Source organism: Celeribacter ethanolicus, from assembly GCF_002407265.1.
Lineage (GTDB): Bacteria > Pseudomonadota > Alphaproteobacteria > Rhodobacterales > Rhodobacteraceae > Celeribacter > Celeribacter ethanolicus.
Genome location: NZ_CP022196.1, coordinates 2,643,230 through 2,658,750 on the forward strand (window position 1 = coordinate 2,643,230; position 15,521 = coordinate 2,658,750).

Genomic DNA, 15,521 nt, shown 5'->3' on the forward strand with positions numbered 1-15,521 from the left:
ATGGTTAACGCGTGGTTAAAACGCGTCTTGTTCACGGTGTCAGGAGCGTATTTTCGCCCAAGGCCTTGTTTTGTTCCCCTTCAGGGACGCTGATCACCGCCCGTCTCCAGGTCAATTCGACAATCGCGCCGGATCTGCGCCCGGCGTGCAGATGCAAATCGTGCGGGTCTGAACCGTTGGAAAAACCGATTTCCGCACCTGTCCGTTCGAGCAAGGTTTTGGCAATGAAAAGACCCAAACCCATGCCTTTATAACCGGGTCGTTTTTCAAATTCCTTATCCGCGCGCCGCCCATGCATGAAGGGATCGCCGATCCGCCCAATCACGGAGGCAGGGAAGCCGGCGCCGTCGTCGATGATCCGAAGGCGAATGTCGTCGGCGCTCCATGCGATGTCGACCCAAACCGTCGTCTCGCAGAAATCAACGGCGTTCTGAACGAGGTTGCGCAACCCGTGAATGATCTCCGGTCGCCGATAGACATAGGGCTGCGCGCTGTCGTCTTCGGCACCGAGAATATCCAAGGTGACAGATTTGCCGCGCGCCATGTGGGGTTGGGCGGCTTCCTCGACCACGGCTTGCAGCGGGGCGAAGCGCATGTGCAGATCGTCTTTCCCCGCCTGCCCCATAGAATGCAGAATGTCGCGACACCGATCCGCTTGTTCGTTGATCAGCCGGGCGTCGTCGCGCAACTCCTCCTGGCCTTCGAGATCGTCAACCAGCTCACTCGACACAAGTTTGATCGTTGCAAGAGGCGTGCCCAGCTCATGCGCGGCGGCGGCCACGACGCCGCCGATGTCAGTCAGTTTCTGTTCGCGAGTGAGCGCCATCTGGGTGGCCAGAAGCGCCTCCGACATGGTGTGGATTTCCGAGGCGACTTTCCAGGAAAACACGCCGAGAAACACCACGCCGATGACAATCCCCGCCCATGTGCCGAACAAAAACAGTCCCGGCACGGTCAGGATGTCGCCTTCGCCGGTCTGCAAGGGCACGTAATAGAGCGCGAGGACACTGACCAAAGCGATGGCGACGGCGCCGGTGAGGATTGAGGATTTCGGACGCAGGGCGGAGGCGGAAATCGTCACCGGCGCGAGGATGAGCATGGAGAACGGATTGTTCAGCCCGCCGGAGAAATACAAAAGCGCCGACAGTTGCAGGATGTCGAACAGCAGCATCAGCGTCGCCCCGCGCTCGCTCAGCCGGGTGTTTTCCGGGTAGATGAAGCTCGACACGATGTTGAGGATGATCGAAGCGCCGATCACCAGAGCGAAAGCCCCGTGGTCGAAGCGCAGGCCGAGCGCGAGCATGGCGATGAGAATCGTGCCGATCTGACCGGCGATGGCGATCCAGCGCACGGCGACCAAGGTCCGCAAGCGCACCCAGTCGGAGCGCCGCTCACCGGTGAAGAGACCGTTTCCGTTTTCAGTCATTGACGTGATTTTTATCCAGCTGCGTCATTAAAACCCTTGTTAGTGCCTGTGTTTCTCCCGATCAATGCGCAGCAACGAGAGGAGAGAAAGATGTCCACGAAATCCATTGCCATTGCAGCCGTTGCCCTTGTGGCTGTTGGGATCGGCGCAACCGTCTGGTACGCCACACGTCCTGCTGCTGACGATCCCTTTGCCCAGTGTCGCGTGTCATCTGTGGGCGGTGGAGCCGCCGCGATTGGCGGACCTTTCGAATTGGTGAATGAAGACGGCGTGACCGTGACCGACAAGGATGTCTTCACCAAGCCGACGATCCTCTATTTCGGCTATACCTTCTGTCCGGATGTCTGCCCGCTCGACAATATGCGCAACGCCGATGCTTTGCGAATCCTCGACGAGCGCGGTTATGACGCACAGGCCGCCTTCATCTCCATCGACCCGGAACGCGACACGCCGGAGGTGGTCAAGGAATTCACCTCACTCTTCCATGACAACATGATTGGCCTCACCGGCACGCCGGAGCAGGTCAAGGCCGCCTCCATGGCCTACAAGACCTATTACAAGAAACAGGAAGACGGCGATCCGGAATATTACCTCGTCGATCACTCCACTTTCGCCTATCTGGTGTTCCCGGAGATCGGCTTTGTCGACTTCTTTAAACGCGAGGATACGGCCGAGCAGATGGCGGATCGGGTGGCTTGTTTCATAGACGCCGCAGGGTAAAAATTGACCCTCCCTTAGACTCGTTCTAAAACCTATCTGAATTTATCAGATTTATGCCGATGGCGGGAGGGTCCGAGATGGACGCGGACGAGATTGTGGAACTGGGCGAAGACAAGTCGCTTCTCTTGGTCGATGACGACGAACCGTTCCTGCGCCGCCTTGCGCGTGCGATGGAAAAACGCGGTTTCGATGTCGAGATGGCCGGTTCCGTCGCCGCGGGTCGGGCGATTGCCACAGCGCGCCCGCCGGCCTATGCGGTGGTCGATCTGCGGCTTGAGGACGGCAATGGTCTCGATGTGGTCGAGGTTCTGCGCGAAAAACGCCCGGACAGCCGGATCGTCGTTCTGACCGGCTATGGTGCCATTGCCACCGCCGTGGCCGCCGTGAAAATCGGCGCGACGGATTATCTTTCGAAACCTGCCGATGCCAATGACATCGTGCATGCGCTTTTGGCCACAAGCGACGAGCTTCCTCCGCCGCCGGAAAACCCGATGTCTGCGGATCGTGTGCGTTGGGAGCATATCCAGCGGGTTTATGAGCTTTGCGACCGAAATGTCTCGGAAACCGCGCGCCGCCTCAACATGCACCGCCGCACGCTTCAACGTATTCTGGCGAAACGCTCCCCGCGCTAAGTCGCTTCGGGCGCGAGCGTTTTCAGCCAGTCGATAAAGAGCCGGGTGGAGGCGCGCTCCACCCCTTTTGGCGTGGCGGCGAAATAGGTGAAGTCCTGTCCGAGATCGTAGGGCAAGCGGACCAGCCCCCCGCTTTTCAGATCGTCGCTGACGGCGATTTCCGACACAAACGTCATCCCGACGCCACGCACCACGGCTTGCACGCTTTCCGATTGGCCTTCGATGTAAATCGCCGAGGCTTTGCTGCCGTCCACACCGCATTTCCGCATCAGTTCAATGTCGTCCATTTGTGCCCGAGATCTGATCCACGGCATGTTTTGCAGCGGCAATTTCGCGATATCGCCCCCGTGTTTGCCAATCAGGATCGGGCTGGCGACCAGAATGATCCGCGTGCTCCAAAGAGGTTCGACATCGACACCGGGCCAATTGCCGCTTCCGGTGCGAATGCCCAAATCGAATTGCCGCCGTTTCAGATCGTCGACCGAGCCCGAAGGCGTCAGAGAGACGGGAATGTCAGGGTGATCGTCCCAGAATTGCCCAAGGCGCGGGATGATGAAAGCATAGGACAGCGCGGGCGTACAGGTCACGCGAAGACCGCGCGATCTCGGGCCGTTGCGCGCCTGTGCAATCCCGTCGGAAATCGTGGCAAACCCATCGGAAAGCGCCTCGGCCAATTGTCGCCCGGTCTCGGTGAGCGCCATCCCCCTGCCCTCACGTTGCAACAGTGTCAGCCCAAGGTCTTTTTCCAGCGCGCGCACCTGCTGCGTGATCGCGGCATGGGTGACGTTCAGCGCCCTGCCCGCGGCGGTAAACGAGCCGAGGCGCGCGGTCGCCTCAAACGCGCGCAGGGTGGAGAGCGAAGGCATATGGCGCCAGTCGATGTCGGACATATGTAATTTTTATTTACAGTTTGGAAAAATCCCTGAGTGGATCAATTTCATCATAGGTAGTAGATGAAGCCAATATCAAGCTTTTCGGGAGTAAACCAATGTTACAGATAATCGCCAATCAGATGATGCGCGGGCCGGATATGACCTCCCCGGAGGTGCAACATCGCCGCGAGATTCTGGCGCGTAAGCGGATGACAGGCAAAGCCGCCCGCGCCGCATGGGTTCAGAAATTTCTGGCGTTTCCCGGAAAACTCGGCCGTTTTGCGACGGATCGTGAGGTTAAAGCGCAGCCATCAGCTCCGCATGCCGCTGCGTAAACGCCTTGCGTGTCTCGACCGGTGGGCGAAGATGAATGCGCAGGTCTCGGACCAGATCCGGGTCCATCCGGCCAAAAAACTTGTTGCTTTCCGCTTCTGAAAATCCGCCGATCTGAGTGGCCTCTAACCAGGCGGAAATCTTGTCCGCTTTCTTGATCTTCTTCTTGATCGTCGCCGGGATTTTCGCGGGCAAACCAAACCGGATATGGATCGCAGCGGTCAGCCGTTCGTCCAGAGCGCCGTAATCCGGACCGATGGCGGCCTTCACCGGCGAAATCATATCGCCGATCACATATTCCGGCGCATCGTGCAAAAGTGCGGCGAGCTGCCATTTCACCGGTTCCTTCGGGTAGAGGCGACGAAAAATCTCTTCGACCAGAATGGAATGTTCGGCGACGGAATAGGCGTAATCGCCCCGTGTCTGACCATTCCAACGGGCGACGAAGGCCAGCCCATGAGCAATGTCCTCGATCTCTATATCCATCGGCGTCGGGTCGAGCAGATCGAGTCTGCGTCCCGACAGCATCCTTTGCCATGCGCGCGTCTGAGCCATGTCACCCTCTCCTGTCTCAGGGTTTAGGTATCCCTGTGCCCTCCGGGTTTCCACGATTTTTCGCGGCTTAACCTTAAATCAATGGGTCTGCGTTGTAAGGAAGGGACCAAGCTGCTAACCAGCCTCCAAACCTCATGTTCAAGCAGGAGCCACCGATGGGCACCGATTATATTGTCAAAGACATCTCTCTCGCCGAGTTCGGGCGCAAGGAGCTCGACATCGCCGAAACCGAAATGCCGGGGCTGATGGCCCTGCGCGCGGAATATGGCGAAAGCAAGCCGCTCAAGGGCGCGCGCATCGCCGGTTCCCTGCACATGACAATCCAGACCGCGGTCCTGATCGAGACGCTGGTGGCGCTGGGCGCGGATGTGCGCTGGGCCTCGTGCAACATTTTCTCGACGCAGGATCACGCAGCGGCGGCGATTGCGGCGGCGGGCATTCCGGTCTTTGCGATCAAGGGCGAAACTCTTGAGGAATATTGGGATTATGCCGACAAGATCTTCATGTTCGAGGAGGGTACCTGCAACCTGATCCTCGACGACGGTGGTGATGCGACGCTGTACATACTTCTGGGGGCCCGTGTCGAAGCCGGTGAAACCGACCTGATCGAAGTGCCGACCTCCGAGGAGGAAGTCGCACTGTTCAACCAGATCAAGAAGCGCCTGAAAGACAGCCCCGGTTGGTTCACGAAACAGCGGGATGCGATCAAAGGCGTGTCCGAAGAGACCACGACAGGCGTGCACCGTCTCTACGAGCTGGTGAAAAAAGGCCTCCTGCCCTTCCCCGCGATCAACGTGAACGACTCGGTCACCAAATCGAAATTCGACAACAAGTACGGCTGCAAGGAATCGCTCGTCGACGGCATCCGCCGCGCAACCGATGTGATGATGGCTGGGAAAGTGGCCGTGGTCTGCGGCTATGGCGATGTGGGCAAAGGCTCCGCGGCTTCGCTGCGCGGTGCCGGTGCTCGTGTGAAAGTGACCGAGGTCGATCCGATCTGTGCGCTTCAGGCGGCGATGGACGGGTTCGAGGTCGTGCTGCTCGAAGATGTGGTGAAAGACGCCGACATCTTCATCACCACCACCGGCAACAAGGACATCATCCGCATCGAGCATATGCGCGAGATGAAGAACATGGCGATCGTCGGCAATATCGGCCATTTCGACAATGAAATTCAGGTCGCTGCGCTCAAGAACCACAAATGGACCAATATCAAGGATCAGGTGGACATGATCGAAATGCCCTCGGGCAACAAGATCATCCTTCTCTCCGAAGGGCGTCTGTTGAACCTCGGCAACGCCACTGGTCACCCGTCCTTCGTGATGTCCGCCTCCTTCACCAATCAGGTGCTGGCCCAGATCGAGCTTTGGACCAATGGCGACAGCTACGAGAATGACGTCTACATTCTGCCGAAGCACCTCGACGAGAAAGTGGCACGTCTGCATCTCGAGCGGATCGGCGTGAAACTGACGCAATTGTCGAAGGAACAGGCGGATTACATCGGTGTGACCCAGGAAGGTCCGTTCAAACCGGAACATTACCGCTACTGAGGCGATGATAGGTAATTAGGCCCTCTCGTGACGCTACGAGGGGGCCTTTTTCATGAAAGTTTTCCCTTTGTATCGTGTGGGCTTGCCACTAGGCTCACCCCGAGCCTGAAATGGCTTTTGTAATGAGCCTGAAACTCTTTGATGGTGGGAGACCGACTATGGGAAAACGTGACGACCTGATCGCAAAATATGCCGAAGATCTGAAATCCAAATGCGGCATGGAGCCGGATATGGATCTTTTGACGAAAGTGACCATCGGCTGTGGTCCGGCGATCTACAACGACGATGCCTCCACCGTGGCGGCGTCTCAGGACAGCGAACTTGAGACCGTCAAAAACAACTTCCTCATCAAGAAACTCGGCCTCGCAGACGGACCTGAACTGATGGATGGGATCAACGCGGCGATCGAGACCTATGGTCAGTCGGAGCGCAACAAATACCGCGCGGTGTTTTACTACCTGCTGGTCAAGCACTTCGGCAAAGAAGCCGTTTACGCCTGATCGCGCTGGGATATAGAAACTGGGCCGCTCCCATGGGGGCGGCTTTGTTGTTTCTTGCCCGCTTCCGGGCGTGACGCGTTAAGCAGAAGTTTCGGATTCATTTTCAACCTGAATTACTTCGGATTTGCACGGAACCGGCAAAGATCCTAGGTTGAAAGCACGGAGCCAGGACGGCCCGGACCCTTGAAATTCGAACACGTGTGGTGCTTGGGAGCACGTGGGGTGGTGGAGGGTTCCGGGGGGTCGGAACCCTCCTTTTTCATGACATCATCAGACCAGGATGTGTCTGTTCAGGACGGATCGGTTTCACCGAGTTCACAGACAATGTTCCACTCTTCCTCCGTGACCGGCTGAACCGACAGGCGGCTGTTGTTCACCAGAACCATATCCTTGAGCCGCGGGTCTTCCTTGCACATGGCCAGTGTCACCGGTTTTGTGAACGGTCGGACGGCCTTGATGTCCACGCATTCCCAGCGCGGATCACCTGCCTTGCTGTCCGGGTGCGCTTCGGCGCAGACCTCGACGATGCCGACAATCTCGGTTTCCTTGCGCGAATGGTAAAAGAAGCCGCGCTCGCCAAGTTTCATCGCCCGCATGTTGTTGCGTGCCTGATAGTTACGCACGCCGTCCCATTCCTCGCCAACCTCGCCTTTGGCAACCTGCTGATCCCAGGACCAGACCTCCGCTTCGGATTTGAAAAGCCAGTGTGCCATCAGCCGATCACCTGTTTCCACGCTTCGATGCGCACATCGGTGAACAGCCCTGCCTTGGCATAGGGATCGTTTGCGGCCCAGTCTTTTGCTGCCTGGAGGTCTTCGACCTCGATGATCACGAGAGAGCCGCACATGTTGCCTTCGGCATCGAGAAACGGCCCGGCGCGCTCGACCACGCCACAGGTTTTCAGATATTCGACATGGTCCGGACGGGTGTCGAGCCGGATTTGCAGCCCGCCGGGCTTGTCAGTGGAAATGACCGCGTATTTCATGGATTACTCCCTTTTCAATGGGCGGGCGAGCAGGACCTCCGCCGCCTCGGATATGGATATCTGGCCGTTCAGGATCTGTGTCACGGCCGTCGTGATCGGCATATCAATACCGACGCCCTGAGACAAACGCGCAACCGCCTGCGCCGTTGCGACCCCCTCGACCGTCACAGTCGGGTCGATGGTGGCACCGGACCCGAGTTTCAGTCCGTGCGAATAGTTCCGCGACTTCTCTGAGGTGCAGGTCAGCACCAGATCGCCAAAACCCGACAGGCCTGATAGTGTCGCAGGGTCGGCACCGAGCCGCAACGCCAGGCGCTGCATCTCGGCAAAGCCACGGGTCATCAGGGCGGCGCGGGCACTTTCTCCAAGACCCGCTCCGATGGCGAGGCCACAGGCGATGGCAATGACATTTTTGAGCGCGCCGCCGAATTCGACACCGAGGGGATCGAGGCTGGAATAAAGCCGGATGTTCTCTGTGGTGAGCAGGGCTTGCAGCCGGTCCACGGTGTCCTGCCGGCGCCCGGCCAGGGTCAGTGCCGTGGGCAGCCCGTCGGCAATGTCGACGGCAAAAGACGGGCCAGAGAGAATGGCGATTTCGGCCTCCGGCAGCGTGTCTTCGAGCACCGCGAGAGGCCCGCGTTCGGATTTGAGATCGACACCTTTGCAGCAACATACAAGCGTTTTGTGCTGGATCAGGGTCTTGTTTGCTTCACAAAAACCGGCGAGTTGCTGCATCGGAACGGCGAGCAAAAGGATCGGTGCGGTGCACGCATCGGCGAGATCGGACGTCGCGGCGAGGTTTTCGGGAAAGGCTTTGCCAGGCAGGCGGAGAAGATTCTCACGCACGTTTTGCATGGCGGATACCGCCTCGTCAGACCGCGCCCAAAGCGTAATCTTGCGACCGGAGCGCGCCAGTGAAATGGCCAGCGCGGTTCCGAACGCGCCCGCGCCGAGGATGGAAATCTCACGCACGATTTGTCACTCCCCTGTGGTTGCCTTGCGGCTGCGCGGTTCTGCAAGATTGTTTAACCGCTCTTTGGGAGGTATCACCGGGAGAGACACCAGACAATCCCGAGACCGATTTTGCCCGTACCGCTCCTGATCACACGCCCGCTGGACGACGCCGAACGACTGGCGGAGGAGGTGCGGGGGCTTGTGCCGGGCATTTCCGTGATCCTGGCGCCAGTGCTGGAAATCCGTCCCCTGCCCTTTGAACCACCCTCTGAACCTGTCGATCTTGTGCTGATCAGCTCGCAACATGCGATCACGACGGCGCTGAGTTGTGAGAATCTGCCGGTGGTCTGCGTCGGGGCTGCCACGGCCCGCAAAGCCGCGGCGGCAGGTTTGACGGTTCAGGCAACCTATCCGACCGCTGATGATCTGGTGCATGGCTTGACGGGTCGAAAAGGGCTGCGAGCGTTGCATCTTCATGGCCGTCATACCCGTGGTCACGTGGCCGAAAGGCTCACATTGGCTGGATTAGAGACGCAAGAGCGCATGGTGTACGATCAGATCGCCCGGCGTTGGACAGCGGACGAGCAGCGCCGGATTTTCGCGGAACCGCAGCTTGTCGTGCCGCTCTATTCGCCGCGCTCGGCGCAGATTTTGTCGGAAAATCTTGTCGGCTATGCCGGAGAATTGACGCTTGTTGCGATTTCCGAAGCCTGTCGGGAGGCATGGTCCGGTCCGGTGCCAAAGACCATTTGTGTTGCGGACCACCCCGATGGTGAAACAATGAAACGTGTAATTGCATCAAAGCTGTCCTGATCGCGACTTGAGGGTGCAGGCCTCAGGGTCTAAGTTTCCAGTGCGATCATAAAATTGGTTCTGGAATCGAAAGGTTAGTCTCATGCCAGGTGATAAAGAAACCCCGCTGGACGCCGTGAAAAACGACGAAAACGAGGTTCAGGATCAAGAGGTTGCCGTCGATGAGGATGCAACCGACGCCCCGTCGGGGGAAGAGGCGCCCGAGGTGAAGGACGAAGAGGCCGAGACGGAGGAAAGCTTCGAGTCGCCCGAAGCGGGGCCTGTTGAACCCGAGCCCGTCGTGGAAGAGGGAAAGGTCGAACCGGCCCCTGCCCCAACGGTGGTCAAACGCGGTGGCTTTGTGCCGATGCTGCTGGGCGGTGTGATCTGTGTCGCTCTGGGTTATGGCGCAGCGAATTTCGTGAAACCCGATGGCTGGCCCTTTCCCGGCACCAATACCGAGGAGCTTGCGCAGGAGATCACCGTTCTGAAAGCGCAACTGGCCGAGATGCAAAGCACCAGCGCGGCGCAAGCGAAAACGCAGGCTGCGGCGCTGGAGGCGTTGGACACGACATTTGAGCAGAAACTCTCCGAAATGGGTTCCGAAATAGACAAGGGAGCCGAGATTGCGGCGCTGTCGGATCGGATCAAAGGGTTCGAGGATCGGGTGACGGAGATCGAAGCCCGCCCGGTGGCGGAGGCCATTGTCTCTCCGGAAGCGACGACGGCTTATGAGCGCCAGTTGGCGCAGATGCAGGACTTGCTCAACAGTGAAATCGCCCGCCTCGAAGACGCCAAGGACAAGGCCGTCGCCGAAGAAACCGCGGCGCGTGCGGCCACGGCCAAGGCGCGTCTGCAAACGCTGGTCGATGCCGGAGAACCCTTTGCGGAGGCATTGACGGATGTCGGCGGCAATCTGCCACAGGCGTTGAAAGACGCGGCGCAGACCGGCATTCCGAGCGTGACGCAATTGCAGGAAGGCTATGCCGAAGCGGCGCGCAAGGCGCTGGTTGCGGCGTCGCGTGCGGCCTATGAGGCCGGGGAGGAAAGCTGGTTCCAGACGGTTCTGCGCACGCAGATCGGATTGCGGTCGACCAAGCCGAAAGAAGGCGGCGACGCGGATGCGATCCTGTCGCGGGCCGAACAATCGGTGCGTAACGGGCTGTTTGCAAAGGCAATTGCGACGCTTGAGGCCCTGCCGGAGGCAGGCAAGGCGGAGATGCAGCTCTGGATCGCAGAGGCGCAAAAACGGGTGGATGCGATGACTGCCCTCGATGAAATTCTTGGTCAGTAAGGTAGGTTCAACATGCTCTGGTCCCTCGTCAAAATCGTTCTTTTTGTCCTGATCGTCGCCGCACTTGCCTATGGCGGCATGGCTCTCATGGATATGGACGGCGGTGCGCAAATCGCGTTCGGCTCGGTCGAGATCAGCCTGACGCCGCTCAAGGCCGTTCTGGCACTGATCGCTCTGGTGGTCGCGATTTATGTGGCCTTGAAATTGCTTGGTCTTCTTGTGGCGGTGCTGAAATTCCTGCTCGGCGACGAAACCGCGATCTCGCGCTATTTCGACCGCAACCGCGAGAAAAAGGGCATCGAGGCGGTGACCGACGGTTTGATGGCGCTGGCGTCCGGCGATGGTCGGCAGGCCTTGGCCAAGGCGACGAAGGCGGAGAAATACCTTCAGAAACCTGAGCTGACCAATCTTTTGAAAGCGCAGGCGGCGATGATGAATGGCGACAAGCTGACCGCCGAACGGGCCTTCAAACAGCTCGTGGCCGATGAGCGCACCCGGTTTGTCGGCGTTCAGGGCATCATGAAGCAAAAGCTCGAAGAGGGCGACACGGATACGGCGCTGAAACTGGCCGAGAAAGCTTTCGCGCTGAAACCCAAGCATGAGGAAACGCAGGACATTCTGTTGCGCCTTCAGGCCGAAAAAGGCGATTGGTCCGCCGCGCGTGGCACGCTGTCGGCCAAGCTGAAACACGGTGCGATCCCGCGCGATGTTCACAAGCGTCGCGATGCGGTTCTGGCGCTGTCGCAGGCGAAGGGCGTGTTCGAGAAAGGTGCGAGCATCGAGGCGCGGGAAGCCGCGATCGAGGCCAACAAGAAATCGCCGGACCTGATCCCGGCGGCGGTCATGGCCTCCGACGAATATGTCGCGGAGGGCAAGGGGCGGCAGGCAGCGCGGGTGCTCAAAAAGGCATGGGAGGCCCAGCCGCACCCCGATCTCGCAGCGGCTTTTGCCCGTATCGAACCGAAGGAAACCCCGGAGCAACGCCTCAAACGCTTCAGTGCCCTGACCAAGGTGCATCCCGAGGACCCGGAAACCAGGATGCTTCTGGCTGAGCTTTACATTGCGGCAGAGGATTTTCCGGCGGCGCGGCGTGCACTGGGCGATCTGGCGGAGATCAATCCGACGGCGCGAAGCCTGACGATTCTGGCGGCGATCGAGCGTGGCGAAGGCTCCGACGATGTCGTGGTTCGCGGCTGGCTGACCCGGGCGCTGACCGCACCGCGCGGGCCGCAATGGGTCTGTGACAAATGCCAGACTATCCATGCGCAATGGGCCCCGGTCTGCGAGAATTGCGGCGGGTTCGACACGCTGAGCTGGCGCAAACCGACGCATTCCGAAGTGGCGATGCCTGCGGGTACGGAGATGCTTCCGATGATTGTGGGCGCCGCGCCGGAGCCGGAGATCGAAGAGGTGGAAACCGTCGAGGAGGGTGTGGTCGACAGGCCTTCCATGGTCGATGTGACCCCGCCCGAGCCGGAGGAAAAAGCCAAGGTTGAAAATTAGGGCTACACACCTTTGAAAGAGGGTGGTAAAGACCCGTTCACGCAGGAAGCGCCGTCTTCCGGCATAGGAAAGTGCCGGTGTAGCTCAGCTGGTAGAGCACGTCATTCGTAAGTAGCGGGTCCGCCCGCAAATGACGCGCAAAACCAGTCGCTTACAAGCGGCGCTAAGTAACTAGTAGGGCCATAGTAGGGCCGTACGAAAGAAGGATGCCGCTGTAGCTCAGCTGGTAGAGCACGTCATTCGTAATGATGGGGTCGGGGGTTCGAGTCCCTTCAGCGGCACCATCCTTCTTTCCTAACCACCCACGAATTTAGCATCAATTTCAGCACCTTCCGCAAGTCGGCAGGGTGACGTTTGCGCTTTCGATTTCTCAGGCTTCCCGCTAGGCTACGCTCAGGATTGGCAAAAAGAGCCGATCCCGGGGCGTCGTAACCCACACGGAGCGGTCGGTGCAGACCGTAATGCACCTCCTCGAACCTCTATGGTCGGGGAGGCTATGGCGTATGTCCAGGGCTTGCCTAAAGGCCATGGCGGTCGTCTTCGTGCGGCTTACGAACTCCCCGGCTGCCAGAGGAAACTCTGGTGGCCGATTTCGTTAGTCGAGGAGCCATTATGAACCCCAAAAGTCATAAGACTGAACCATCACCAGACGCAACGCCGTCGATCCTTCGCCGCTATGTTCACTTCCAAGTCGTTCTGATTGAACTCGCCCTTGTGGGTTATGCCCTGCACCTCCTGCAAGGGACGAACGCCAGCGCCCAGACACTCGTGGCGACGGCGCTGTTTCTTATTGCGATGTTTACGCTGATCACGGGCAGGGGCTTGCCGCATTTTCGGAGGCGGAGCAAAGCCCTGCTGTTCGTGCTGCTGTCCGGCTTTTTTGTGATGTCTGGTGCTGTCGTTTTCGATCAGGAGCGTGAGGCCCATCTTGCAGAACTGCGTGAAACAGACCCGGTGTCCTACCTGACAGAGCTGCGTGAGATCGACGAGGAGCGCTGGTTTGCGGCCTTGCAAGAGATTGACCCGGACGCCTATGCGCAGGAGGTGGAACACCGTGCCGCCGAGGCTGAGGCTCAGCGCCTTGATGCCTGTTCCAAGGCGAGCGTCAGCTTGGCCTATGTCATGATACAGTCGGACGTCAAAAATCGGCTGCGCGCACCTTCGACAGCGAAGTTTCCGGGCCGGTATGGGACCGGGACAGGATACTTGGGCAACTGCATTTTTCAGGTCGTGGGCTCGTTCGATGCTCAGAACGGCTTCGGCGCGATAATCCGGGGCGATTTCCACGGAACAATAGAGTACTACCCCGAGACCCAGAGCTGGCGCACACAGGCGCTTGAGGTACAGGGTTAGGCCCAACCCTGCCCCGGCCCGGCGTGGGGCCTCTGCGGCCCTGCTGGGGGCGCTGGGCGGGCGGGCGCAAGGCACCTTCAACTTCTCGCCTTTGTAACACTGTGCGCGTGTCCTCCGCCTCCGACCTTTTTGGGAGGGAGAGTAAAAAAAGAAGGGGTGTATCCCCTTTAGGCAAGTTTCATGAATGTTCCGGCTTGATTGACTCCAGTCAACCGGACCGCTTGCGCTTGACGTCTTTCGTCAATCAAGGCATAACGGTTTCAGGAAACTGGAGCCGATTCGTTATGTCGCAAACGCTCAGAGATTTTATCGCGAACCGCGAAGGCGAGGTTAAAGCGCAAATCAAGGCGCTGAATGATGAGTTGCGTGAACTCCGTGCCGCTAAATCTGCCATTGACGGCGGGCCATCTCCTGTTGCGGATCGCGTCCCATCTGGCCGCATGACGCATCGCGACATGATTGTTGCGATTCTTGACGAGAGGCCAGAAGGTGGAACCTCAGACAAGGTAATAGAGTGGGTCAGGGAGAAATTTGACGTTGATATTCCGCAGGCAAGCATGTCGTCACAATTGTCTCGCGCAAAGTCTGACGATGTTTTGACGCTTGATCCATCAACTAAGGTTTGGCGGCTCTCAAAGCACTCCGCCAAAGAGAATGAGCCGCCCCTGGGCGGCTCAGAAACCGGGGAATCTGTAACTTCCTCAATTCATGTCGAAGGGTCACGCTCGGGCCTCCCTTCGGCTCTCTTTCCTGACCCGACAGGGCCGACCCGGCACGGCTAGTTGCCGGGGACTTGATCGGGGGTGGTTCTATGGAACCATTAACCGACCTCCAGATCACAGGATGACTTCGAAGCGCCTGTGATGTGCAGCCCCGTTGGGGGACCAAGAGCGGGTGGCCATGGCCACCCGTTCGCCTGCCAACTTTTCTATGCTACAATGGAAAGCAAGTCAAGAATCTTGGAGAGAAGCCAGCATGTTATCTCTGTCAGAAGCGCAAAAAACCGGTCAATTAGAAGAGTTTATCGCTCAAGAAGAAGCGAGGGGCGTTGGCCCTATCAGCGCGGCGGAGTTCGATGAAAACGCCGCGAAAGTGATTAAAACGCCGCCACAAGACGATCAAACATCAGGTTCGCTTCCCCGCGATGGTTCGCACGGAAAGTGAATTCGTCCAGATACCGGCGCATGTGCTTTTGGCTGATCGAAACGTGAGTGCCGCGGATCGAATGCTTGAAATGACGCCAGAAACTTTCAACGTGGTTCGTATGGTGCAGCGTGTCGGTGTCGGCATCATACACGGCCCACTCTTTCGCCCCATGCTTTACGGCAACGTGCGAATAGCCGTGCTCTTTCAGTAAGCGATAGCTGTAGAGTTCGTCAGTCGATACGGTCGAACCCGCTTCAACGGTCTTAAGCGTTTCGGCCCGCAGGGTTTTCAGTTTCACGTCAGGGATAATCTCGGTCACAAGACGCCCACCACGCTCTTTGAAGCCCATGACGATGGTTTTGCCAGCGGCACCGCGACCACGCTTGCCGGGGCGTTTTCCACCTACATAGGCTTCGTCAATCTCAACATGGCCTTGCAGCATAGCTTTCAGATCGTGCTTGTCCATTTGCTCACGGATTTTATGGCCAATCCGCCATGCGGTCTTGTAGGTCACACCTAGCTGGCGCTGGAGCTCTTTGCCGCTCACGCCATGGCGCGTCGTGACAAACAGGTAGATCGCATAGAACCATATCTGGAGCGGTGTGCGGGTATCTTGGAAGATGGTGCCAGCGGTCGGGTAAACATGATCACCACAGGCTGCACAGGCCCACGCCCGGCGGTTGCTCATACGATGAAAGGTGCTCTCAACACCACAAGACCGGCACACGTGCTTTTCGCCAAAGCGGACGTTGAAGATGTGCTCAAGGCAGGCTTCATCATCCGGGAAGCGCTTGAAGAACTCGCGGACGCTGAAATCGGGGGTGGCGGATTTGCTTTTCTGTTCCATGACCTCAATATAGGGTCACGGATTACTTGCGTCAAGGGGATACGCCCCAAAAAGAATGG

At 58.6% G+C, this 15,521-nt stretch carries 18 protein-coding genes and 1 tRNA gene; 12 read left to right on the forward strand and 7 right to left on the reverse strand.

All coding sequences use genetic code 11. The features are described 5' to 3' along the window. Window positions 1-31 precede the first annotated feature (31 nt). On the reverse strand, window positions 32-1,426 hold the full coding sequence (gene regB, locus CEW89_RS13010; RefSeq protein WP_096806164.1) for a sensor histidine kinase RegB: 1,395 nt from the start codon (window positions 1,424-1,426) through the stop codon (window positions 32-34). A 90-nt stretch (window positions 1,427-1,516) separates the two neighbouring features. Between regB and CEW89_RS13015 the strand changes: the two genes are divergently transcribed. Together CEW89_RS13015 and CEW89_RS13020 are read left to right on the forward strand one after the other, a co-directional pair. Continuing rightward, entirely contained in the window at window positions 1,517-2,146 is a 630-nt protein-coding gene (locus CEW89_RS13015; RefSeq protein WP_066703534.1) for an SCO family protein, read from the forward strand. 77 nt (window positions 2,147-2,223) lie between these two features. Next, window positions 2,224-2,778 (forward strand): ActR/PrrA/RegA family redox response regulator transcription factor, encoded by a 555-nt coding sequence (locus CEW89_RS13020; protein ID WP_066703538.1) that lies wholly within the window; start codon window positions 2,224-2,226, stop codon window positions 2,776-2,778. Here CEW89_RS13020 and CEW89_RS13025 read toward each other — a convergent pair. Next, entirely contained in the window at window positions 2,775-3,668 is an 894-nt protein-coding gene (locus tag CEW89_RS13025; protein WP_096806165.1) for a LysR family transcriptional regulator, read from the reverse strand. The genes CEW89_RS13020 and CEW89_RS13025 overlap by 4 nt on opposite strands. 98 nt (window positions 3,669-3,766) lie before the next feature. Here CEW89_RS13025 and CEW89_RS20830 point away from each other — a divergent pair, with 98 nt between their 5' ends. Continuing rightward, on the forward strand, window positions 3,767-3,985 hold the full coding sequence (locus CEW89_RS20830) for a hypothetical protein (RefSeq protein WP_157779845.1): 219 nt from the start codon (window positions 3,767-3,769) through the stop codon (window positions 3,983-3,985). On the opposite strand, the gene CEW89_RS13030 is transcribed toward CEW89_RS20830, so the two are convergent. Then, complete coding sequence (locus CEW89_RS13030; protein ID WP_066703547.1) at window positions 3,948-4,538, reverse strand: HD domain-containing protein; 591 nt, start codon at window positions 4,536-4,538, stop codon at window positions 3,948-3,950. The genes CEW89_RS20830 and CEW89_RS13030 overlap by 38 nt on opposite strands. 155 nt (window positions 4,539-4,693) lie before the next feature. Here CEW89_RS13030 and ahcY point away from each other — a divergent pair, with 155 nt between their 5' ends. Then, window positions 4,694-6,088: an adenosylhomocysteinase gene (gene ahcY / locus CEW89_RS13035; RefSeq protein WP_096807234.1), complete on the forward strand. Its 1,395-nt coding sequence runs from the start codon at window positions 4,694-4,696 to the stop codon at window positions 6,086-6,088. A 158-nt stretch (window positions 6,089-6,246) separates the two neighbouring features. Then, complete coding sequence (locus CEW89_RS13040) at window positions 6,247-6,588, forward strand: DUF2853 family protein (protein ID WP_066703551.1); 342 nt, start codon at window positions 6,247-6,249, stop codon at window positions 6,586-6,588. A 290-nt stretch (window positions 6,589-6,878) separates the two neighbouring features. Here CEW89_RS13040 and CEW89_RS13045 read toward each other — a convergent pair whose 3' ends face one another. From CEW89_RS13045 to CEW89_RS13055, 3 genes are read right to left on the reverse strand one after another with little or no spacing between them, the layout of a single operon-like run. Beyond that, complete coding sequence (locus CEW89_RS13045) at window positions 6,879-7,301, reverse strand: EVE domain-containing protein (RefSeq protein ID WP_096806166.1); 423 nt, start codon at window positions 7,299-7,301, stop codon at window positions 6,879-6,881. Further along, window positions 7,301-7,573, reverse strand: coding sequence for a YciI family protein (locus CEW89_RS13050; protein WP_096806167.1), 273 nt, complete (start codon window positions 7,571-7,573; stop codon window positions 7,301-7,303). The genes CEW89_RS13045 and CEW89_RS13050 overlap by 1 nt, the downstream gene beginning before the upstream one ends. Before the next feature lie 3 nt (window positions 7,574-7,576). Continuing rightward, a complete protein-coding gene (locus tag CEW89_RS13055; RefSeq protein WP_096806168.1) occupies window positions 7,577-8,545 on the reverse strand; it encodes an NAD(P)H-dependent glycerol-3-phosphate dehydrogenase in 969 nt (322 codons plus the stop codon). 111 nt (window positions 8,546-8,656) lie between these two features. Between CEW89_RS13055 and CEW89_RS13060 the strand changes: the two genes are divergently transcribed. The 7 genes from CEW89_RS13060 (at window position 8,657) to CEW89_RS20835 (ending at window position 14,633) form a co-directional block, all read left to right on the forward strand. Next, window positions 8,657-9,340 carry a uroporphyrinogen-III synthase gene (locus CEW89_RS13060; RefSeq protein ID WP_157779846.1) on the forward strand — a complete coding sequence of 228 codons (684 nt, stop codon included), beginning with the start codon at window positions 8,657-8,659 and terminating at the stop codon, window positions 9,338-9,340. Between the two features lie 82 nt (window positions 9,341-9,422). Next, window positions 9,423-10,613: a COG4223 family protein gene (locus tag CEW89_RS13065; RefSeq protein ID WP_096806170.1), complete on the forward strand. Its 1,191-nt coding sequence runs from the start codon at window positions 9,423-9,425 to the stop codon at window positions 10,611-10,613. Between the two features lie 12 nt (window positions 10,614-10,625). Next, window positions 10,626-12,116 (forward strand): heme biosynthesis protein HemY, encoded by a 1,491-nt coding sequence (locus CEW89_RS13070; RefSeq protein WP_096806171.1) that lies wholly within the window; start codon window positions 10,626-10,628, stop codon window positions 12,114-12,116. A gap of 208 nt (window positions 12,117-12,324) precedes the next feature. Further along, window positions 12,325-12,400 (forward strand) — tRNA-Thr (locus tag CEW89_RS13075). Between the two features lie 298 nt (window positions 12,401-12,698). After that, window positions 12,699-13,469: a hypothetical protein gene (locus CEW89_RS13080; protein ID WP_096806172.1), complete on the forward strand. Its 771-nt coding sequence runs from the start codon at window positions 12,699-12,701 to the stop codon at window positions 13,467-13,469. 284 nt (window positions 13,470-13,753) lie between these two features. After that, window positions 13,754-14,251: a hypothetical protein gene (locus tag CEW89_RS13085; RefSeq protein WP_096806173.1), complete on the forward strand. Its 498-nt coding sequence runs from the start codon at window positions 13,754-13,756 to the stop codon at window positions 14,249-14,251. A 118-nt stretch (window positions 14,252-14,369) separates the two neighbouring features. Next, window positions 14,370-14,633, forward strand: a complete 264-nt coding sequence (locus tag CEW89_RS20835) for a hypothetical protein (RefSeq protein ID WP_157779847.1) — start codon at window positions 14,370-14,372, stop codon at window positions 14,631-14,633. On the opposite strand, the gene CEW89_RS13090 is transcribed toward CEW89_RS20835, so the two are convergent. Next, the gene (locus CEW89_RS13090) at window positions 14,566-15,462 is read right to left on the reverse strand and encodes an IS1595 family transposase (protein ID WP_096806174.1); all 897 of its coding nucleotides are present in this window, start codon (window positions 15,460-15,462) and stop codon (window positions 14,566-14,568) included. The genes CEW89_RS20835 and CEW89_RS13090 overlap by 68 nt on opposite strands. Window positions 15,463-15,521: the final 59 nt, after the last annotated feature.